Source organism: Tardiphaga sp. OK245 (assembly GCF_900108575.1).
GTDB lineage: Bacteria > Pseudomonadota > Alphaproteobacteria > Rhizobiales > Xanthobacteraceae > Tardiphaga > Tardiphaga robiniae.
Map to the genome: position 1 here is coordinate 660,226 of NZ_FNWZ01000002.1, position 17,988 is coordinate 678,213.

Sequence of the window (17,988 nt, forward strand, 5' to 3'; positions counted from 1 at the left end):
CCCTTGCAGTTTCTTGCACCGCGAAACCATGCTACGCGGCGTCCTTCTCCCACGGGATACGCATCATGACCGACCATCCGCGCAAGGTTACTCGCGCTCTATTGTCCGTTTCCGATAAGTCCGGGCTGATCGAATTCGCACGGGCGCTGTCCGCTCACGGCATCGACCTCGTCTCCACCGGCGGTACCGCCAAGGCGATCGCTGCGGCGGGCTTGAAGGTCTCCGATGTGTCCGATCTCACCGGCTTCCCGGAAATGATGGATGGCCGGGTCAAGACGCTGCATCCCAAGGTCCATGGCGGCCTGCTCGCGATCCGCGACAATGCCGACCACGCCAAGGCAATGAAGGATCACGGAATTTCGCAGATCGATCTGCTCGTCGTGAACCTCTACCCGTTCGAGGAGACCGTCGCGAAGAACGCCTCCTATGAGGATTGTATCGAGAATATCGATATCGGCGGTCCGGCAATGATCCGCGCAGCCTCCAAGAACCATGACGACGTCACTGTCGTCGTCGAGCCCTCCGATTATCAGTCGGTGCTCGATGAACTCGCGACCAACAAGGGCGCGACCACGCTGACGCTGCGCCGTCGTCTGGCAGCCAAGGCCTATGCGCGCACCGCAGCTTATGACGCTGCGATCTCGAACTGGTTCGCGGATCAGTTGAAGATCACCGCACCGGATTTCCGTGCCGTCGGTGGCAAACTGGTCGAAGCGCTGCGTTACGGCGAGAACCCGCACCAGACCGCTGCATTCTATCGCACACCCGAACTCCGCCCCGGCGTATCCTCGGCGCGGCAGGTACAGGGCAAGCAACTGTCCTATAACAATATCAACGACACCGATGCGGCCTATGAATGCATCGCCGAGTTCGATCCGAAGCGCACCGCGGCCTGTGTCATCGTCAAGCACGCCAATCCCTGCGGCGTCGCCGAAGGCAGCAGCCTGGTTGAGGCCTATCGCAAGGCACTGGCCTGCGATTCCACCTCGGCGTTCGGCGGCATCGTTGCGCTGAACAAGACGCTCGATGCAGACACCGCGCGCGTCATCACCGAGATCTTCACCGAGGTCATCGTGGCACCTGACGCCACCGAGGAAGCCATCGCCATCGTCGCCGCGAAGAAGACCTTGCGTCTGCTCTTGGCCGGCGGATTGCCGGATCCGCGCGCGCCGGGCTTCACGGCCAAGACCGTGGCTGGCGGCATGCTGATCCAGAGCCGCGACAATGCTGTTGTCGACGACATGGTGCTGAAGGCCGTGACCAAGCGTCAGCCGACCGACGCCGAACTGCGCGATCTCAAATTCGCGTTTCGCGTAGCCAAGCACATCAAGTCGAATACCATCGTCTATGCCAAGGACCTCGCCACTGTCGGTATCGGCGCCGGCCAGATGAGCCGCATCGATTCCGCACGCATCGCCGCCCGTAAGGCGCAAGATGCGGCCGCTGAGATGAAGCTCGCACAGCCGATGACCAAGGGATCGGTGGTCGCGTCAGACGCATTCTTCCCGTTCGCGGACGGCTTGCTCGTTGCCATCGAGGCCGGAGCCACTGCGGTGATCCAGCCCGGTGGTTCGGTGCGCGACGATGAAGTGATCAAGGCGGCAGATGACGCCGGAATCGCAATGGTGTTCACCGGCGTCCGCCACTTCAAGCACTAAGGCTTCTCAGTCTCAGGCCTCTCGCACCCGTGCGAGCAGGCCAAGGCCTCCGACAAAGAACAGCACCAGCACTGCCATGCCAGCCTTCTGGCTGGCGGTGATTGCGGTGACGAGGCCGATCAATAGCGGCCCCATGAAGGACGTTACCTTCCCTGTCAACGCGAACAGACCGAAGAACTGCGCGATGCGATCCTGCGGTGCCAACCGGATCAACAGCGTGCGCGATGCCGCCTGCAGCGGACCGCCCGCCATGCCGATCAGGCAACCCAGCGCAAGATAGGCCTTCTCCGCAGGCGCCGCGAACAGACCGCCACCGGGCACCGGCGGCGTGACCTTGATGAAGAAGATGGTTTCGCGATCAATCAGCAGGATCGCGATGATCGAGATCAGCAGCAGCAGGATGCTGCCGGTGATCACACGCTTTGGTCCGAACGCATCGTCGAGTTTTCCGCCAATGAAGGCGCCGAACGTTCCGGCAATGGCTAGGATGATACCGAATGTGCCGATCTGAATCGTATTCCAGCCGAACGTGCCGGCCGCATAGATGCCGCCGAAAGCAAACAGCGACACGAGCCCGTCCGTGTAGATCATGTTGGCTATCAGGAATGCCATCATCGAGCGATGCTTCGGCAGATCGCTTAGCGTGTGCCTGAGATCGGTCAGACCTGCACGCACGGCGTGACCGGGCGAAACCTTTGCAGGAAAATCCGGCGTCAGCAGAAACATCGGCAGCACGAAGACGACGAACCACAGGCCCGACAGCGGCGCCGAAATGCGATCGCCCTGGAACGTCGCGGGGTCGAGACCGAGGATCGGGACCAGACCGAACAATGTGCGCCCAGTGGTCGGGTTCGCAGCCATGAAGCCGAGCACGATGATCAGGCTGAGAATGCCGCCGACATAGCCGAGCGCCCAGCCCGAACCGGACAGGCGGCCGATTTTATCCGGCGGCACCAACGTCGGCATCATCGCATTGTTGAACACGGTGGCAAATTCCACGCCGATGGTCGCCAAGCCATAGGCAATCAGCAGCGGCAGGATGATAGCGGGATCGCCGGGCTTGCCGATCCACATGATGCAGGCGCCGATCACGAAGATCGCACCGAAGCTTGCGATCCACGGCTTGCGGCGGCCGCTCGCATCGGCAATCGCGCCAAGCATCGGCGATGCCAGCGCGATGATCAACCCGGCCGCAGCAGTAGCGAAACCCCACAGCGATTGTCCCGTGGCGGCATCGGATGCCACACGCGTGGCGAAATAGGGCGCGAAGACAAAGGTGGTGATGAGACTGAAGTAAGGCTGGGCCGCCCAGTCGAAAAACATCCAACTGATCACCGCAGAGCGCGGTGGATAGGTCTTTGGCGCCGCTGTCACAGAGGCTGATGAAGCGGCGGCGACCGCCATGCGTGGTATCCCCCGCGAATCACAGAGTGTTGTCTCGTACGTTTCACAAGCCATATAGCATTCGAGACGGCGATGCGATCATGTCCGCTGTCAGCCGGAGTGATCGATGGCACCGTTTGCTTTCCTGCGTTGTACGTGCGTCGCAGCACTCGCATTTATACTCGTCGTCCCGGCATCGACAAACGCGCAGCAGGCGCGTGACATCTATACCCCCGCACCGTCAGGCACGCTCAAACCCATCGCGGCCAAGCATGGCATGGTCGTCGCCCAGGAGAAGATCTCCGCCAGGGTGGGTGCGGATGTCATGGCGCGCGGTGGCAATGCGATCGATGCGGCTGTTGCGAGCGGTTTCGCCATGGCTGTCACCTATCCGCGCGCCGGTAATATCGGCGGCGGCGGTTTCATGGTGATCCACACAGCCTCCGGCGAAGACGTCACCATCGACTATCGCGAGACCGCGCCGGCCGCTGCCACCCGCACCATGTTTCTCGGCAGCGACGGCAAACCGGACACCGCAAAATCCCGCGATTCCGCTTTGGGCATCGGCATCCCCGGCACGGTCGCAGGGCTGGCGCTGGCGCTGGAAAAATATGGCTCGGGCAAGTTCACGCTGTCGGATCTGTTACAGCCCGCGATTGCGCTGGCGCGCGACGGCTTCATCCTGACTGACGATGGCGCAGATACGCTGCCGGATTGGCACAGACGCCTGGCGCGCAGGCCCGCGACGAAGAAGATCTTTTCACGTGACGACGGCACCTCGCTGCGCGAGGGCGACCGGTTGATCCAGACAGACCTCGCAACAACGCTCACGGCGATTGCCGCACAGGGACCGCGCGGCTTCTATGAAGGCCCCGTCGCCGAGAAGCTGGTCAGCGGCATCAATGCGGCAGGCGGCATCTTCACGGCAGACGACCTCAAGACCTATCAGCCCGTGGTTCGCACGCCGGTCCGCGGCAGCTATCGCGGCTACGACATCATCTCGATGCCGCTGCCGTCATCCGGCGGAACGGTGCTGCTGGAGACGCTGAATATTCTCGAAGGCTTCCCGATGGGCGAGATGCGGCAAGCCTCCGCACCGTCGCTGCATCTGCTGGTCGAGGCCATGAAGCGTGCTTATGCGGATCGCGCGCGCTATCTGGGCGATCCCGCTTTTGTCAACGCGCCGATCGCGACGCTGACTTCGAAGGACTACGCTACCGGGCAGCGCGCCTCGATCGATCCCAACAAGGCAACGCCGTGGACCGATGCCCTCTCGGCCGTACCGCCGCGCGAAGGACAGAATACGACCCACTATTCGGTGGTCGACAGCGCCGGCAATGCGGTGAGCAACACTTACACGCTGAACTTCAGTTATGGTGTTGGCCTGATCGCCGACGGCACCGGCGTATTGCTCAACAACGAGCTTGACGACTTCACCGCCGCACCCGGCGCATCCAATGCCTATGGTCTCGTCGGCTTCGAAGCCAACCTGCCCGGCCCAGGCAAGCGGCCACTGTCATCGATGTCGCCGACCATTGTCCTGAAGGACGGCAAGCCGGTACTCGTCACCGGTTCGCCCGGCGGCAGCCGCATCATCTCGACAGTGCTGCAGGTGATCGTCAATGTGATCGACTACAGAATGGATGTGATGTCGGCCGTCGCGACCTCTCGCCTGCATCACCAGTGGCTGCCTGATGAAGTGCGCATCGAACGCGGCTTCAGCGAAGAGACCCTCAATGCCCTGCGTGCCATGGGCCACAAGGTGGTCGAGCCGATGGGCCAGACTTCGGCCAATTCTATTCTCGTGACGCCAGACGGCTTGCTTGGTGCCCCTGATCGGCGTACGCGTGGCGCTGAGGCATCTGGGTACTGACGTCCAATGACATATCCGGTGCTCCCAGGGGCGCACGGGTGAGCGCCCCCCGAACCAAGACGACTAACGGGGGAAACAATCATGAGCGGCAACCGACCAACCTATCCCGGCGCCATTGAGCGCGCGGAAATCGAAGACACCAGCCTTCTGGCCTTCTATCGCGACATGAATCCGCCGGAGCGCCGCACATTCTGGGCCTGTGCCACAGGCTGGGCGCTCGATGGCATGGATTTCATGATCTATCCGCTGGTGATCGGCACCATCATCGTGATGTGGAAGGTCGATCCCGGCACCGCCGGACTCGCCGGCACGGTGACACTGCTCGCATCCGCCATCGGCGGCTGGCTCGGCGGTTATCTTGCCGACCGTATCGGCCGCGTCCGCACGCTGCAGCTAACGATCCTGTGGTTCTCGTTCTTCTCGCTGATCTGTGCCTTCGTGCAGAATTTCGATCAGCTGCTGGTGGCGCGTGCGCTGCTCGGCATCGGCTTTGGCGGTGAATGGGCCGCAGGCGCAGTGCTGATGGGCGAAGCCATCCGTCCGCAATATCGCGGCCGTGCTGTCGGCTCGGTGCAATCCGGGTGGGCGATCGGCTGGGGTCTCGCCGTGCTGTCACAAGCGGTCTTGTTCTCATGGCTTCCACCAGAGACAGCGTGGCGCTGGATGTTCGCCATCGGTGCACTGCCGGCTTTGCTGGTGCTGTATCTGCGCCGCTACGTCGAAGAGCCGGTCATCGCCGCGGAGACCCGCGCCAAGCAGAACGCCAGCGGCGATCGGCCCAAGCTCAGCGAAATCTTTGCCGGCCCGATGCTGAAGACCACGATCCTTGCGTCGCTCGCTGCGACCGGTTGCCAGGGTGGCTATTACGCCATCACCTTCTGGGTGCCGCGCTTCCTCACCACCGAGCGCAAGCTGTCGATCGTCTCATCGACCGGCTATCTCTCGGCGTTGATCGTCGGCTCCTTCATCGGCTATCTCGTCGGCGCCTGGCTCGCCGACCGCATCGGTCGCCGCAACCTGTTCCTGACCTTCTCGCTCGGCGCCATCGCAGTCATCCTGATCTACACACAGGTGACGCTCACCAACGAAGTTCTGTGGATCCTCGGCTTCCCGCTCGGCTTCTTTGCGTCGGGCTACTTCTCCGGTATGGGCGCGTTCCTCACGGAGCTCTATCCAACACGTCTGCGCGGATCGGGCCAGGGCTTCTGCTACAATTTCGGCCGTGGCATCGGCGCTCTGTTCCCGTTCCTGGTCGGCGCTCTGTCCAATACTACCAGCCTCGGCAATGCCATCGCGATCTTCGCAGTGCTGGCTTACGGCCTGTTCTTCCTCGCAGCCTATGCGTTGCCCGAAACCCGCGGACGTATTCTCTATGCAGACGCCTGATTCATCCCCCAGCGAACCCCGGGCTTGCCCGGGGCCGCAACCGAGCCAGCGCAGCGCGACACGGTTCACCGTGCCGCGGGGTGCCGTTGATACGCATGCCCATGTGATCGGTCTGCCGTCGGACTATCCGTTCGTCGCCGGGCGGAGCTACACGCCGCCGGAGGCCACGGCGGCATCTTATCTATCAATGCTCGATGCGACCGGCATGACTTACGGCGTGCTGACGCAAGTCAGCGTCCATGGCACCGACAATCGTCTGCTGGTGGATGCACTCACCGCCAATCGCCAGCGGTTGCGCGGCATCGCCGTGATCGGGCTGGATTGCCCCGAGAAGGAGAAGGCCGCGCTGAAAGAAGCCGGCGTCGTCGGCCTTCGGCTCAACGTGCTTTATGGCGGCGGGATGGGTTTCGCGCAGCTTGAGGACTACGCGTCGCTCTGCCGCGAGATGGGCTGGCATCTGCAATTCCTGATCGATGCCAAGGATATTCCGGCTCTCGCCTCACGCTTTGCGAAACTGCCGGTGCCATTCCTCGTTGACCATATGGGACACTTCCCGACCTCACGCGGCATCAACGATCCGGGCTTCGACGCTCTGGTCGGACTCGTTCGTGACGGCGCATGGGTGCGGCTGTCCGGCGCCTATCGTACCAGCATCCAGGGTGGCCCGCCCTATAGCGATACGATTCCCTTCGCCCAGAAGCTGGTCGCCGCCAATCCGGATCGTTGCATCTGGGGCTCCGACTGGCCGCATGTGGCGAACTGGGATGTGATGATGGGCGTAAGTGATCTGCTCGACCTGCTTGCAGAGTGGGTGCCGGATGAGACGACGCGCAATCGTATCCTCACGAACAATCCGCAGAAGCTGTTCGGCTTCCCCGCGGTCTAGCGCCCCACCGAATACGGCCCGCCCTTCTCCAGCGCACGCTGATAGGCGGGCCGCGCATGGATCTTCGCGAGCCACGCCATCGCCTTGGGATGTCCTTGCTCCAGCCCGGCGCGCGCAGAGGCGGCTTCGAGCGGGAAGCTCATCTGGATATCGGCGGCGGTGAATTCGTTGCCGGCGAACCACTCGCTCTTCGACAGCTCGCCTTCCCAGAAGGCCATATGCTGTTTGAGCTGCGGATCCACCAACGTGTTCAGCGCTTTCGCGGCGATGGCATTGACCACCGGACGCATCAGTAGCGGCGCGCGCTTCGGCAGCATCAGGAAGATCAGCTTCAACAGTAGCGGCGGCATCGCCGATCCCTCGGCATAGTGCAGCCAGTAGGTGAAGCGCAGACGCTCCGGGGTATTGTCGGCGGGGATCAGCCGGCCATTGCCATAGGTCTTGACGAGATATTCGACGATCGCGCCGGACTCGGCGATCGTGTTGCCGTTGTCGGTGATGACCGGCGACTTGCCGAGCGGATGAATCGCCCGCAGCTCCGGCGGAGCCAGCATGTTGGGCTGCCGGTTGTATCTGATGATCTCATAGGGAGTGCCGAGCTCTTCGAGCAGCCACAGGACGCGCTGGGAGCGCGAGTTATTCAGGTGATGGACAGAGAGCATGGCGATCCTTTGCGAGCTGGCGCGCTCAATTATCGCCCGGGTAATATTGACAGATATATTATCCGGGTATAATTAGCATCGATCTTGATGATGAGACGGGCTTATCCCATGACTGAAATGAGTGTTCCTCCGTTTAGCGCCTTTGCCGGTCCGAAGCTGCTGGCTTCTGGGCCATTGGCCGAGGTGGCGATCGCAATCAAGATCGCGACCGGCGCAATCGCCGATCCGATCGTCATTTTCGACAATGCCACCGGCAAGTCACTCGATATCGATTTGCGCGGCAGCCATCGCGAGGTCGTCGCCCGCCTGCCCCAGCCATCGACGGCCGAGCCCGCCACCGAGGCATCCACCGAGCCACGTGGCCGTGGCCGGCCGAAGCTTGGCGTTGTCGCCCGCGAGGTAACGCTGTTGCCGCGCCATTGGGAGTGGCTTGGCACCCAACCCGGCGGCGCTTCCGTCGCATTACGAAAACTGGTCGAGGAGGCGCGCCGCGTCCATGGTGACCGGGATCGGCTTCGTGCGGCGCGTGACGCCGCTTATCACTTCATGTCGACCATGGCGGGCGACCGACCCGGTTTCGAGGAAGCGTCGCGGGCCTTGTTCGCTGACGACCGGCGACGCTTTGCCGGCCTGATCGCCCCATGGCCCGAAGATGTTCGCGACCACATCATCAAGCTTGCCTTCAGTGATCGCGCCGAATCGACCTCGGCCTGATCGGCCGTCGCGTCCATCCCAAGGAAATGCCCGTGTCGAACGTTCCGCCCCTCTGGAAGACCTTTCTCGTCTTCCTTGCACCGATGATGCTGAGCAACATTCTGCAATCGCTGTTCGGCACCATCAACAGCATCTATGTCGGCCAGATGATCGGCGTCGATGCACTCGCGGCGGCATCGGTGTTCTTTCCGATAATGTTCTTCTTCATCTCCTTCGTCGTGGGATTGGGAGCGGGCGCGTCGGTGCTGATTGGCCAGGCCTGGGGCGCGGGCGAGCGCCACAAGGTAAAGGCGGTGGCCGGTACGACTCTCGCTGTCGCCCTTCTGCTAGCGGTCATCATCGCGGTGTTCGGCGCCCTGTTGAGCCGACCAATGATGGTTGCGCTTGCGACACCGGCAGATGTTCTCGACCAGGCCAGCGCCTATGCCCGGATCATGATGCTGGCGATGCCGGCGACCTTCATCTTCATTCTGATGACATCGATGATGCGCGGCGTCGGCGACACCGTGACGCCGCTATGGGCGCTGACACTATCCACATTCATAGGCCTCACCGTCACACCGGCGCTGATCCAGGGCTGGTTTGGCCTGCCGCGACTTGGCGTGGCCAGCGCTGCCTGCGCCGCGGCCGCGTCGAGCGCGTTCACGCTGCTCTGGCTCGCCATGTACCTGCGCCGCAAGAAACACGCGCTCGCGCCCGACGCGGAGCTCCTGCGCAGAATACGGCTTGACCCCGCGCTGCTGCGCAAGGTGTTGCGGATCGGTATCCCTTCCGCGATCGGCATGGCCGTAATGTCGGTGGCCGAACTTGTGCTGCTCGGCCTCGTCAACGGCTTCGGCTCCAACGCGACCGCCGCTTATGGCGCGGTCAACCAGATTTTGAGCTATGTGCAGTTTCCGGCCATTTCGATCTCGATTACGGTCTCGATCTTCGGCGCGCAGGCCATCGGCCGCGGCCAGGCCGACCGGCTCGGCGCCATCGTCCGCACCGGATTGCTGATGAACCTCGTCCTGACTGGCGGACTGGTGGCGATCGCCTACCTGTTCTCCCGCACCCTCATGAGCTTTTTCATTGTCGATCCCGCGGTCCTCGAACTCGCACAGCGATCGCTTCACATTGTACTGTGGAGTTCGGTCCTGTTCGGCATGGCCACAACCTTCTCCGGAATGATGCGTGCCAGCGGAACGGTATTCGCACCATTGGCGCTTCTGGTTTTCGCCATCGTTGCCATCGAGGTGCCCTCGGCCGTCATCCTCAGCCGCACTATCGGTCTCGATGGCGTCTGGGCCGCCTACCCCATCACCTTCTGCGCCATGTTTGTTCTGCAGATGAGCTATTACATGCTGGTGTGGCGCAAACGGACCGTACAGCGTCTGATCTGATACTGTGCGCCGTCAAGCCATAGCATTACGGTCATCATAAAAGATGTGGACGCATCGCACGTGCTGCGCCACACTGCACCCAATAAAAATTCGGGAGACCGCCTTGACCAAGACGTCGCCACAATTCCTGTTCGATTTCGGCAGCCCCAACGCCTATCTCAGCCATCTGGCGATCCCGGCGATCGAAGCGCGCACCGGCGTGACATTCGAATACGTCCCGGTCCTGCTGGGGGGCATCTTCAAGGCGACCAATAATCGCTCGCCGGCGGAGACCTATGCCGGCGTCAAGAACAAACGTGAATTTCATGAGCTCGAGACCGAGCGGTTCGTGAAGCGCTTCAGCGTCAAGCCCTACACGATGAATCCGTTCTTCCCGGTCAACACGCTGAACCTGATGCGCGTCGCCATCGCGGCACAGCTTGACGGCGTGTTCGAGAAATACGTCGAGGCGGCATTCCATCATATGTGGGGTGAGCCAAAGAAGATGGATGACCCCGACGTGGCCATCAAAGCGCTGACCGAGTCGGGTCTCGATGGCGCAAGACTGTTCGCACGCGGACAGGAGCCCGAGGTGAAGGCGGTACTGGTGGCGAATACACAGACCGCTGTCGAGCGCGGCGCCTTCGGCTCGCCGACCTTCTTCGTGGGTAACGAGATGTTCTTCGGCAAGGAGCAACTGCGCGAAGTCGAGGAACTGATCACCGGCGCCAGCAAGTAACGGGAGAGTTTCATGCAGAAGCGCAACGCGACTGTCGCGGTCATCGGAGCTGGAGACTATATCGGCGCCGAGATCGCCAAGAAGTTTGCCTCAGAAGGTTTCACAGTGTTCGCCGGGCGCCGCAACGGCGACAAGCTGGCGCCTTTGGTGGCAGAGATCGAGGCCATGGGTGGCACGATCGTGGCGCGCTCGCTCGATGCCCGCAAGGAAGACGAGATCGCCGCCTTCCTCAATGACGCCGATGCGCATGCGCCATTGGAGGTCTGCATCTTCAATGTCGGCGCCAATGTGAATTTCCCGATCCTGGAAACGACCGAGCGGGTATTTCGCAAAGTCTGGGAGATGGCCTGCTATTCCGGCTTCCTGGCCGGGCGCGAAGCTGCACGGCTGATGATGCCGCGTGGCCAGGGCAACATCTTCTTCACAGGCGCCACCGCGAGCTTGCGTGGCGGCAGTGGTTTTGCCGCTTTTGCATCGGCCAAATTCGGGTTGCGTGCAGTAGCTCAGGCGATGGCCCGCGAGCTCGGCCCGAAGAACATCCATGTTGCCCATCTGATTATCGACAGCGGCGTCGACACCGCCTGGGTACGCGAGCGCCGCGAGCAGATGTGGGGCAAGGAGGCGCTCAACAATCCCGATTTGTTGATGCCGCCTGCGTCGGTCGCCCAGTCATACTGGCAGCTCTATCGGCAGCCGCGTAGCGCCTGGACGTTCGAGCTGGAGATCCGCCCGTTCGGAGAGAAGTGGTAGTCCGCTCACACCACAGTCGTCATTGCGAGGAGCCCTTGCGACGAAGCAATCCAGCTCTGCATCGACAAGGAACTGGATTGCTTCGCTCAAGGGAAAGTTGGCAAGCTAACTTTCCCAGAGCTCGCAATGACGGGCTACTGTTTGACAGCTTCACGTTCCAATCCAACATGGACTCATCCCAATGCGTATTCTCGTGGTCGGCGCCGGTGCTATCGGCGGTTATTTCGGCGGCAGGCTGTTGCAGGCCGGCAATGACATCACTTTCCTGGTTCGCCCGAAGCGCGCCAGCGAATTGGCGAGCGCCGGCCTCGTCATCAAGAGCCCGCACGGCGACGTGACCCTGAAGAATCCACCCACCGTGCAGGCCGACACGATCAAGGAGAAATTCGATGTCGTGCTGCTGAGCTGCAAGGCCTTCGACCTCGACGACGCCATCGCGTCCTTTGCACCCGCGGTTGGGCCAAACACGGCGATCATTCCGCTGCTCAACGGCATGAAGCATCTCGACGTACTGGAGAAGAAGTTCGGCGCCGAGAACGTCATGGGCGGCCAATGCCAGATTGCAGCGACGCTCAACGAGGCGCGCGAGGTCGTCCAGATGGCGCCGATGCAGGTGCTCAGCTTCGGCGAACGCAAGGGCGGCAGTTCAGATCGCGTGAAGGCGATCGCTGCGATCATGGCGACCGGCAACTTTGGAGGCGCGGCCTCCGAGAATATCATGCAGGATATGTGGGAGAAGTGGGTGTTCCTGGCGACGATTGCCGGCTCGACCAGCGCCATGCGCGGCGCTGTCGGTGACATCGTCGCGGCACCTGGCGGCCGGGACTTCATCCTCGGCGTGCGGGATGAGATGAGCGGCGTCGCCAAGGCCAACGGCTTCGCACCGCGGGCAGCCTTCCTCGAACGCACCGAGGGCATGCTGACAGCAGAGGGTTCGAAGATGACCGCCTCGATGTATCGCGACATTCTCAACAAGGCGCAGATCGAGGCCGACCAGATCGTCGGCGATGTCATCGCCCGCGCCGATGCCGCCAAGGTTGCCGTGCCGCGACTGCGGATGATCTATACGCATCTCAAGGCGTATGAGCATCAGCGGGTAGCGTAAGCATCACCACGTAGCCCGGATCAGGCCAATCGCAATCCGGGCTACGGATTTCCCTTCATAGATGCGCCAGATAATGCGCCAGCGCAGTGATCTCTTCTTCACTTAGCGAATAGGCAACCTCAGCCATCGCTGCCATGCCGCCACCGGCGCGGACGCCGGACTTGTAGTCGCGCAGCGCCTTGACGAGATAGTCCTCGCGCTGTCCGGCGATACGCGACACCGCCTTCGTGCCGCCATAACTTTCCGTGTGACACGATGCACAGCGACGGCCGACCGCCGCTTGCGCGCCCTTGGCCGACAAATCCGGATTGTCATCGGGCTTCTTACCCTCCGGCGGTTTCAGCGAGGCGAAATAGGCGCCGAGATTGCGGATGTCGTTGTTGTCGATCTGCTCCAAGATCGGCTGCATCTGTTCGTTCTTGCGCGTACCTGAACGAAAGAACACCAGCTGCCACTGGATAAACAGATCCGGCTGTGCGGCGAGTGATGGGATATTCTCCATTTGCGAGATGCCGTTCTCGCCATGACAGCCGCTGCAGAGCTCGGCTTTCTCCTTGCCCGCGGCGATATCGGCGGCATCAGCCGGACTGGACCCAGAACCAAGAACTAGAAAGACAAGAACAGCCGCGATTGCAAAACGATGCATGAGCCACATTCCCATTCCAGAATACATGAGGCTGGAGCTGCGGATGACGCAACTCCAGCCTCACGCAATTCGCGACTTACTTCGCGTAGCTGATGCGATAGATTGCGCCTGCCCAATCGTCGGCAATCAGCAGCGATCCATCCTTGGCCAGAACGATATCGGCAGGGCGGCCGAGATAACCCTGGTCACCCTCGATCCAGCCGGAGGCAAAGATCTCCTGCTTGGCGTTCTTGCCATCCGGCCCGGCGATCACACGCTTGATACGTGCGCCCTGATACTTGTGCCGGTTCCACGAGCCATGCTCGGCAATGAAGATGTTGTTCTTATACTCGGCAGGAAACATGTTGCCGGTATAGAACTTCATCCCCAACGGAGCGACATGGGCGCCGAGATTCAACACCGGCGGCGTGAACTCCGAACACTTGTGCCCCATGGCGAATTTCGGATCCGGCATGTTGCCTTGATGGCAATGCGGATAGCCGAAATGCTCACCAAGCTTCGAGATCATATTGAGCTTGTCGCTCGGCATATCGTCGCTGATCCAGTCGCGCGCATTTTCGGTGAACCAGTATTTGCCGGTGCGGGGATCGACGTCGCCGCCCACCGAATTGCGAACGCCCAGCGCAACGATTTCGGCATTGCCGGTCTTGGGATCGACACGGCGGATCTGCGAGAGGCTGGTCGGCGGAATGCCGATGTTGAAGGGAGGTCCAAACGGAACGTAGAACCAGCCGTCCTTGTCCGGCGCGAGATACTTCCAGCCATGCGCCGCGAATGACGGCATGTCGTCATAGACCACCTTGCCGTCACCGAGCTTGTCGATATTTGCCTCGGCATTCTCGTATTTGATCAGCTTGTTGATATCGATCACATAGAGCGCACCGTCCTGGAAGGCGATGCCCGTCGGCATCTTCATGCCCTTGATGACGGTCTTGACCTCTTTCTTGCCGCCCTTGTCGGTGATCGCATAGACGTTGCCGAGGCCGAACGATCCGACAAAGAGCGTGCCTTTATCGCCCCAGGCCATCTGCCGCGCCGCCAGCACGCCGGATGCATAGACCTCGATCTTGAATCCCGGCGGCAGCTTGATCTTCTTCATCATGGCTGCGAGTTCGGCATCGGACGCACCGGCCGGCGGGCCCGACGGCGGCGCCAGTCCCTTCTGTGCCTCGGTCTCGTCACCGAGGAACCAGTCGTCCGGCGGATTGGTCCAGAATTCCTTGGTATCGGATTTGTAGCTCTTGAGCTTTTGCTGTGCGCTCGCTTGATTGAGCGAGGCCATGCCGATCGCCGTAGCGAGGATGGCGGCGCACGCAACAACGGATCGACCAGTCATCGATTTCATCGCGTCACTCCCTGTGCAGCTTGTTGCGGCTGCTATGTCTTATTGAACGTTCGAGACGAACTTTATTGGTCTGTGATTTTCTCAGACAGTGAGATGCTAGCACAAATGTCGCAGGTGAAAAGCGCAACTAACGCTCGCGCAAATGAAAGACGTCGCCATCACGACGACATCTTGAAAAAAATTTTGAAAGTTAGTTCCAGTAGCCTGATGCAATTGGCGCATCGCACCGCATCATCGCGCGATCACTGCTACGTTTTTTTAAAGGCTGCCCTTGGTGAGATAGCGCCAGGCCACAGCCAGCAAGATCAACCCGATGAAGATCAACGCGACCGGCAGCTTCTTCTTTTCGCGCGGGGGCGGTGGCGTGTTGGGCTTGATCCGGCGAAAGGGCGTGACGTTGTTATTGTTGTCGTCGGGCATTGGTCTTGATCTCGAAGCCGTCTTGATGATGGGCGCGATGCCGGTGCCGCCCATGCGGGAATAATAGCTGCGGTAGACAGTCTGGATGGTGGCTTCGGCCGCGGCTGGCTCGGATTGTTTGCCACGCGCCAGCAGCGCGAGATAGCCCGCATAGAATGTCTGGGCTTCCTGCGGCAGCGCGTCGAGGCTTTTCAGCTTCGCCATCATCACCCAGGTCGCAAAATCCGCCCGCGCCTCGTCATTGGCACGCTTGGCAATTTCCAGGTTGGAATCAGTGGTCGACGGCATCGTCAGTCTCGTACCCGCTTCGCCCGTGGATTGTCTGCCCAACGCCCGATGATTTCAAGCGATGCGGGGCGGATCTGCGTGCCTGCGGATCACAAACGACAAGGCCGCCGGACGGCGGCCTGTGATCGATAAAACTGATGCCAAAAAACCAGGAAAATTCTGGAGCGGGCGAAGGGATTCGAACCCTCGACCCCGACCTTGGCAAGGTCGTGCTCTACCACTGAGCTACACCCGCATCCGAGAAGACAGGCGGCGATTGCTCGCCGCCGACGCGCAGACCTATGCCAAATGCCGGTGGCGAATGCAACAGTTAGACTGCATCTCGGATCACGGCGAGTTAATCGCGGTTTATGGCCCTTTGAGCCCGATTTTGCCCAGAAAATGGGTCAAAACAGCGAAATGTCGCCTCTCGGGTCGAATCGGTCCCTGCCGGACCTATTTCACCGGATTGCAAATTACTGTCACGGACGCCATTTAATCGCTCAGGCCATGCTAGAAGCAGCCAAATTTTTCAGACATCGAGCGAGGTTCACGTGACCATCATGGATCAGGGCGGCGCACAGGCGCCGCAGGCAGGTTCGACGCCGCAGGCAGCAACCGCTCTCATCAAGGACACGACCACCCGCACCTTCGTGCAGGACGTCATCGAGGAATCCAAACGCCAGCCGGTCCTGATCGACTTCTGGGCGCCCTGGTGTGGTCCGTGCCGCCAGCTGACTCCTGTCATCGAGAAAGCCGTGACCGCCGCCAAGGGCAAGGTGAAGCTGGTCAAGATGAACATCGACGAGAATCCGGAGATTCCCGGCCAGATGGGCATCCAGTCGATCCCCGCCGTGATCGCCTTCGTCAACGGCCAGCCGGCCGATGGCTTCATGGGTGCGGTTCCGGAGAGTCAGGTCAACGCGTTCATCGACAAGCTGACAGCCGGCATGCCCGGGGCCGAGCCGACGGCTGCCGAATTGCTTCAGGAAGCTGAAGCCATTCTCGCAGAAGGCGATCCGGCCACCGCCGCTTCGATCTATGGCGAGGTGATTGCCGCCGATGCCGGCAATATCGCCGCCATTGCTGGCCTTGCCCGCTGTTACGTCGAGACCGGCGCCATCGAACAGGCCAAGCAGACCCTTGAGCTCGTCCCGGTCGCGAAGCGTGAGGACGCTGCGGTCAAGGCCGTGCAGGCCAAGATCGATCTGGTCGAACAGGCCAGTGCGCTCGGTCCGGTCACCGAACTGGAACAGAAGGTCGCCGCGAATCCGCTCGACCATCAGGCCCGCTTCGACCTTGCGATCGCGCTCAATGGCGCCAATCAGCGCAGTGAGGCCACGGGTCACCTGCTTGAAATCGTCAAGCGTGATCGCAAATGGGATGACGACGGCGCCCGCAAGCAATTGATCCAGTTCTTCGACGCTTGGGGACCGACGGATGAGGCCACCGTTGACGGCCGCAGGCGGTTATCGACTATCCTGTTCTCGTAATTCTTCTCGTGTGACGAATCGGAACCGGACATGCCCATCAATGCCGACTATCGCGGGCCTGCCGAACTTCCTGAGGTAATCCCGGTCTTTCCGTTGCCGGGCGCACTGCTCCTGCCGCGTGGCCAGATGCCGCTGAACATTTTCGAACAGCGTTATCTGGCGATGATCGACGATTCGCTTCGCGACGGGCACCGGCTGATTGGCATGATCCAGCCCGATGCGGCGCATTCGCCGGATGAGGCCAAGCCGGCACTGTTCAAAGTCGGCTGTGTCGGGCGCATCACCCAGCTCGCCGAATCCGGTGACGGCCGCTACATCCTCGAACTGACCGGCGTTTCCCGTTTCGAAGTGGTGCGGGAACTCTCGGTGCTGACGGCGTACCGGCAGTGCAAGGTCGACTACTTCCCCTTCATCGACGATTTCACCGCACGCAAGGGCGAAGACGATGTCGACCGGGCCGCGCTGCTCGCGGTGCTCACCGACTTCCTCAAGGCCAACAACCTGAAAGTGGATTGGGAAGGCATCGACAAGGCGCCCAACGAGGCCCTGGTGAACGCGCTGGCGATGATGTCGCCCTATGGTCCGCCCGAGAAGCAGGCGATGCTCGAAGCACCCGACCTCAAGACCCGCGCCGAGATCCTGATTGCTGTCACTGAAATGGATCTGGCCAAGAAGCGCACCAGCGGCGACCCACCGCTGCAGTAATTCTGATAAATAACCATGATCAACGACCGCATCACCGGAGCGCACCCATGACCACACCCCCAATCGAGCGCGCCGAAAGCACCGTCGACGCCAAGCTGCTCGAGATTTTGGTGTGCCCGCTGACCAAGGGGCAACTCGAATTCGATGCGGCCCGCCAGGAGCTAATCTCGCGCCAGGCCAAGCTTGCTTATCCAATCCGCGATGGCATTCCGATCATGCTGCCGGAAGAAGCGCGGAAGATCGACTGAATTTCTGATGTGGCGGCTCATGCCGGCGCAAATCTCAAGGCGACGATTCCCGCGACGATGAGGGCGACCCCGCCGCCGCGCAGCAGAGTCATCGACTCGCCAAACAGCACGCTTCCGAACAAGACCGTCCCGGCTGCACCGATCCCGACCCATACCGCGTAGGCGGACCCCACCGGCAAAACCTCCAGAACCCGGCCGAGCAGATAGACGAACGCGGCGAGGAAGATCAACGACAGGATGGTCCAGCCCAGGCGGGTGTAACCCGCGGCATATTTCATCGAGATCGCCCACGCCACATCGAGAAGCCCGGCCACGATCAGCAGCAGCCATGCGACACCCTGGCTCAT

General features: G+C 61.3%; 18 protein-coding genes and 1 tRNA gene. 12 read left to right on the forward strand and 7 right to left on the reverse strand.

Annotated elements, in window-relative coordinates; translation table 11 throughout:
• The first annotated feature begins 65 nt into the window (after positions 1-65).
• Positions 66-1,658, forward strand: coding sequence for a bifunctional phosphoribosylaminoimidazolecarboxamide formyltransferase/IMP cyclohydrolase (purH, locus tag BLW80_RS09785; protein ID WP_093757778.1), 1,593 nt, complete (start codon positions 66-68; stop codon positions 1,656-1,658).
• A gap of 12 nt (positions 1,659-1,670) precedes the next feature.
• On the opposite strand, the gene BLW80_RS09790 is transcribed toward purH, so the two are convergent.
• Positions 1,671-3,062: an MFS transporter gene (locus BLW80_RS09790; protein WP_093757779.1), complete on the reverse strand. Its 1,392-nt coding sequence runs from the start codon at positions 3,060-3,062 to the stop codon at positions 1,671-1,673.
• Between the two features lie 106 nt (positions 3,063-3,168).
• Here BLW80_RS09790 and ggt point away from each other — a divergent pair, with 106 nt between their 5' ends.
• The 3 genes from ggt (at position 3,169) to BLW80_RS09805 (ending at position 7,186) form a co-directional block, all read left to right on the forward strand.
• A complete protein-coding gene (ggt, locus tag BLW80_RS09795; protein WP_093757780.1) occupies positions 3,169-4,914 on the forward strand; it encodes a gamma-glutamyltransferase in 1,746 nt (581 codons plus the stop codon).
• Positions 4,915-4,995: 81 nt separating this feature from the next.
• Positions 4,996-6,300 carry an MFS transporter gene (locus BLW80_RS09800; protein WP_093757781.1) on the forward strand — a complete coding sequence of 435 codons (1,305 nt, stop codon included), beginning with the start codon at positions 4,996-4,998 and terminating at the stop codon, positions 6,298-6,300.
• On the forward strand, positions 6,287-7,186 hold the full coding sequence (locus tag BLW80_RS09805; RefSeq protein WP_093757782.1) for an amidohydrolase family protein: 900 nt from the start codon (positions 6,287-6,289) through the stop codon (positions 7,184-7,186). Before BLW80_RS09800 ends, BLW80_RS09805 begins: the two co-directional genes overlap by 14 nt.
• Here the strand turns inward: BLW80_RS09805 and BLW80_RS09810 are convergent.
• Positions 7,183-7,848, reverse strand: a complete 666-nt coding sequence (locus BLW80_RS09810; RefSeq protein ID WP_093757783.1) for a glutathione S-transferase family protein — start codon at positions 7,846-7,848, stop codon at positions 7,183-7,185. The genes BLW80_RS09805 and BLW80_RS09810 overlap by 4 nt on opposite strands.
• Before the next feature lie 108 nt (positions 7,849-7,956).
• Between BLW80_RS09810 and BLW80_RS09815 the strand changes: the two genes are divergently transcribed.
• The 5 genes from BLW80_RS09815 to panE all read left to right on the forward strand — a co-directional run bounded on the left by BLW80_RS09815 (position 7,957) and on the right by panE (position 12,517).
• On the forward strand, positions 7,957-8,562 hold the full coding sequence (locus tag BLW80_RS09815; RefSeq protein ID WP_414717053.1) for a DUF2239 family protein: 606 nt from the start codon (positions 7,957-7,959) through the stop codon (positions 8,560-8,562).
• Between the two features lie 26 nt (positions 8,563-8,588).
• Positions 8,589-9,944 (forward strand): MATE family efflux transporter, encoded by a 1,356-nt coding sequence (locus BLW80_RS09820; protein WP_210185314.1) that lies wholly within the window; start codon positions 8,589-8,591, stop codon positions 9,942-9,944.
• Positions 9,945-10,047: 103 nt separating this feature from the next.
• A complete protein-coding gene (locus BLW80_RS09825; RefSeq protein WP_170849624.1) occupies positions 10,048-10,662 on the forward strand; it encodes a 2-hydroxychromene-2-carboxylate isomerase in 615 nt (204 codons plus the stop codon).
• A gap of 12 nt (positions 10,663-10,674) precedes the next feature.
• A complete protein-coding gene (locus BLW80_RS09830) occupies positions 10,675-11,412 on the forward strand; it encodes an SDR family oxidoreductase (RefSeq protein WP_093757785.1) in 738 nt (245 codons plus the stop codon).
• A 181-nt stretch (positions 11,413-11,593) separates the two neighbouring features.
• A complete protein-coding gene (gene panE / locus BLW80_RS09835) occupies positions 11,594-12,517 on the forward strand; it encodes a 2-dehydropantoate 2-reductase (RefSeq protein WP_093757786.1) in 924 nt (307 codons plus the stop codon).
• A gap of 55 nt (positions 12,518-12,572) precedes the next feature.
• On the opposite strand, the gene BLW80_RS09840 is transcribed toward panE, so the two are convergent.
• The 4 genes from BLW80_RS09840 to BLW80_RS09855 form a co-directional block, all read right to left on the reverse strand.
• Positions 12,573-13,163 carry a c-type cytochrome gene (locus tag BLW80_RS09840; protein WP_093758205.1) on the reverse strand — a complete coding sequence of 197 codons (591 nt, stop codon included), beginning with the start codon at positions 13,161-13,163 and terminating at the stop codon, positions 12,573-12,575.
• Between the two features lie 76 nt (positions 13,164-13,239).
• On the reverse strand, positions 13,240-14,508 hold the full coding sequence (locus tag BLW80_RS09845) for a PQQ-dependent sugar dehydrogenase (protein WP_093757787.1): 1,269 nt from the start codon (positions 14,506-14,508) through the stop codon (positions 13,240-13,242).
• Positions 14,509-14,766: 258 nt separating this feature from the next.
• The gene (locus BLW80_RS09850; protein WP_170849625.1) at positions 14,767-15,216 is read right to left on the reverse strand and encodes a hypothetical protein; all 450 of its coding nucleotides are present in this window, start codon (positions 15,214-15,216) and stop codon (positions 14,767-14,769) included.
• A 160-nt stretch (positions 15,217-15,376) separates the two neighbouring features.
• Positions 15,377-15,451 (reverse strand) — tRNA-Gly (locus BLW80_RS09855).
• Between the two features lie 298 nt (positions 15,452-15,749).
• Between BLW80_RS09855 and trxA the strand changes: the two genes are divergently transcribed.
• From trxA to BLW80_RS09870, 3 genes are read left to right on the forward strand one after another with little or no spacing between them, the layout of a single operon-like run.
• Complete coding sequence (trxA, locus tag BLW80_RS09860) at positions 15,750-16,688, forward strand: thioredoxin (RefSeq protein ID WP_414716828.1); 939 nt, start codon at positions 15,750-15,752, stop codon at positions 16,686-16,688.
• Positions 16,689-16,718: 30 nt separating this feature from the next.
• The gene (locus tag BLW80_RS09865; protein WP_089263165.1) at positions 16,719-17,393 is read left to right on the forward strand and encodes an LON peptidase substrate-binding domain-containing protein; all 675 of its coding nucleotides are present in this window, start codon (positions 16,719-16,721) and stop codon (positions 17,391-17,393) included.
• 47 nt (positions 17,394-17,440) lie between these two features.
• Positions 17,441-17,641, forward strand: a complete 201-nt coding sequence (locus BLW80_RS09870) for a Trm112 family protein (protein WP_068730204.1) — start codon at positions 17,441-17,443, stop codon at positions 17,639-17,641.
• Positions 17,642-17,658: 17 nt separating this feature from the next.
• On the opposite strand, the gene BLW80_RS09875 is transcribed toward BLW80_RS09870, so the two are convergent.
• Positions 17,659-17,988: a DMT family transporter gene (locus BLW80_RS09875; RefSeq protein WP_089263163.1), complete on the reverse strand. Its 330-nt coding sequence runs from the start codon at positions 17,986-17,988 to the stop codon at positions 17,659-17,661.

What these genes read in the sequence shown, in the direction of transcription:
- purH (WP_093757778.1), top strand. Translation starts at nt 66, where the DNA reads ATGACCGACCATCCGCGCAAGGTTACTCGCGCTCTATTGTCCGTTTCC.
- BLW80_RS09790 (WP_093757779.1), bottom strand. Translation starts at nt 3,062, where the DNA reads ATGGCGGTCGCCGCCGCTTCATCAGCCTCTGTGACAGCGGCGCCAAAG.
- ggt (WP_093757780.1), top strand. Translation starts at nt 3,169, where the DNA reads ATGGCACCGTTTGCTTTCCTGCGTTGTACGTGCGTCGCAGCACTCGCA.
- BLW80_RS09800 (WP_093757781.1), top strand. Translation starts at nt 4,996, where the DNA reads ATGAGCGGCAACCGACCAACCTATCCCGGCGCCATTGAGCGCGCGGAA.
- BLW80_RS09805 (WP_093757782.1), top strand. Translation starts at nt 6,287, where the DNA reads ATGCAGACGCCTGATTCATCCCCCAGCGAACCCCGGGCTTGCCCGGGG.
- BLW80_RS09810 (WP_093757783.1), bottom strand. Translation starts at nt 7,848, where the DNA reads ATGCTCTCTGTCCATCACCTGAATAACTCGCGCTCCCAGCGCGTCCTG.
- BLW80_RS09815 (WP_414717053.1), top strand. Translation starts at nt 7,957, where the DNA reads ATGACTGAAATGAGTGTTCCTCCGTTTAGCGCCTTTGCCGGTCCGAAG.
- BLW80_RS09820 (WP_210185314.1), top strand. Translation starts at nt 8,589, where the DNA reads ATGCCCGTGTCGAACGTTCCGCCCCTCTGGAAGACCTTTCTCGTCTTC.
- BLW80_RS09830 (WP_093757785.1), top strand. Translation starts at nt 10,675, where the DNA reads ATGCAGAAGCGCAACGCGACTGTCGCGGTCATCGGAGCTGGAGACTAT.
- panE (WP_093757786.1), top strand. Translation starts at nt 11,594, where the DNA reads ATGCGTATTCTCGTGGTCGGCGCCGGTGCTATCGGCGGTTATTTCGGC.
- BLW80_RS09840 (WP_093758205.1), bottom strand. Translation starts at nt 13,163, where the DNA reads ATGCATCGTTTTGCAATCGCGGCTGTTCTTGTCTTTCTAGTTCTTGGT.
- BLW80_RS09845 (WP_093757787.1), bottom strand. Translation starts at nt 14,508, where the DNA reads ATGAAATCGATGACTGGTCGATCCGTTGTTGCGTGCGCCGCCATCCTC.
- BLW80_RS09850 (WP_170849625.1), bottom strand. Translation starts at nt 15,216, where the DNA reads ATGCCGTCGACCACTGATTCCAACCTGGAAATTGCCAAGCGTGCCAAT.
- BLW80_RS09865 (WP_089263165.1), top strand. Translation starts at nt 16,719, where the DNA reads ATGCCCATCAATGCCGACTATCGCGGGCCTGCCGAACTTCCTGAGGTA.
- BLW80_RS09870 (WP_068730204.1), top strand. Translation starts at nt 17,441, where the DNA reads ATGACCACACCCCCAATCGAGCGCGCCGAAAGCACCGTCGACGCCAAG.
- BLW80_RS09875 (WP_089263163.1), bottom strand. Translation starts at nt 17,988, where the DNA reads ATGAGCCAGGGTGTCGCATGGCTGCTGCTGATCGTGGCCGGGCTTCTC.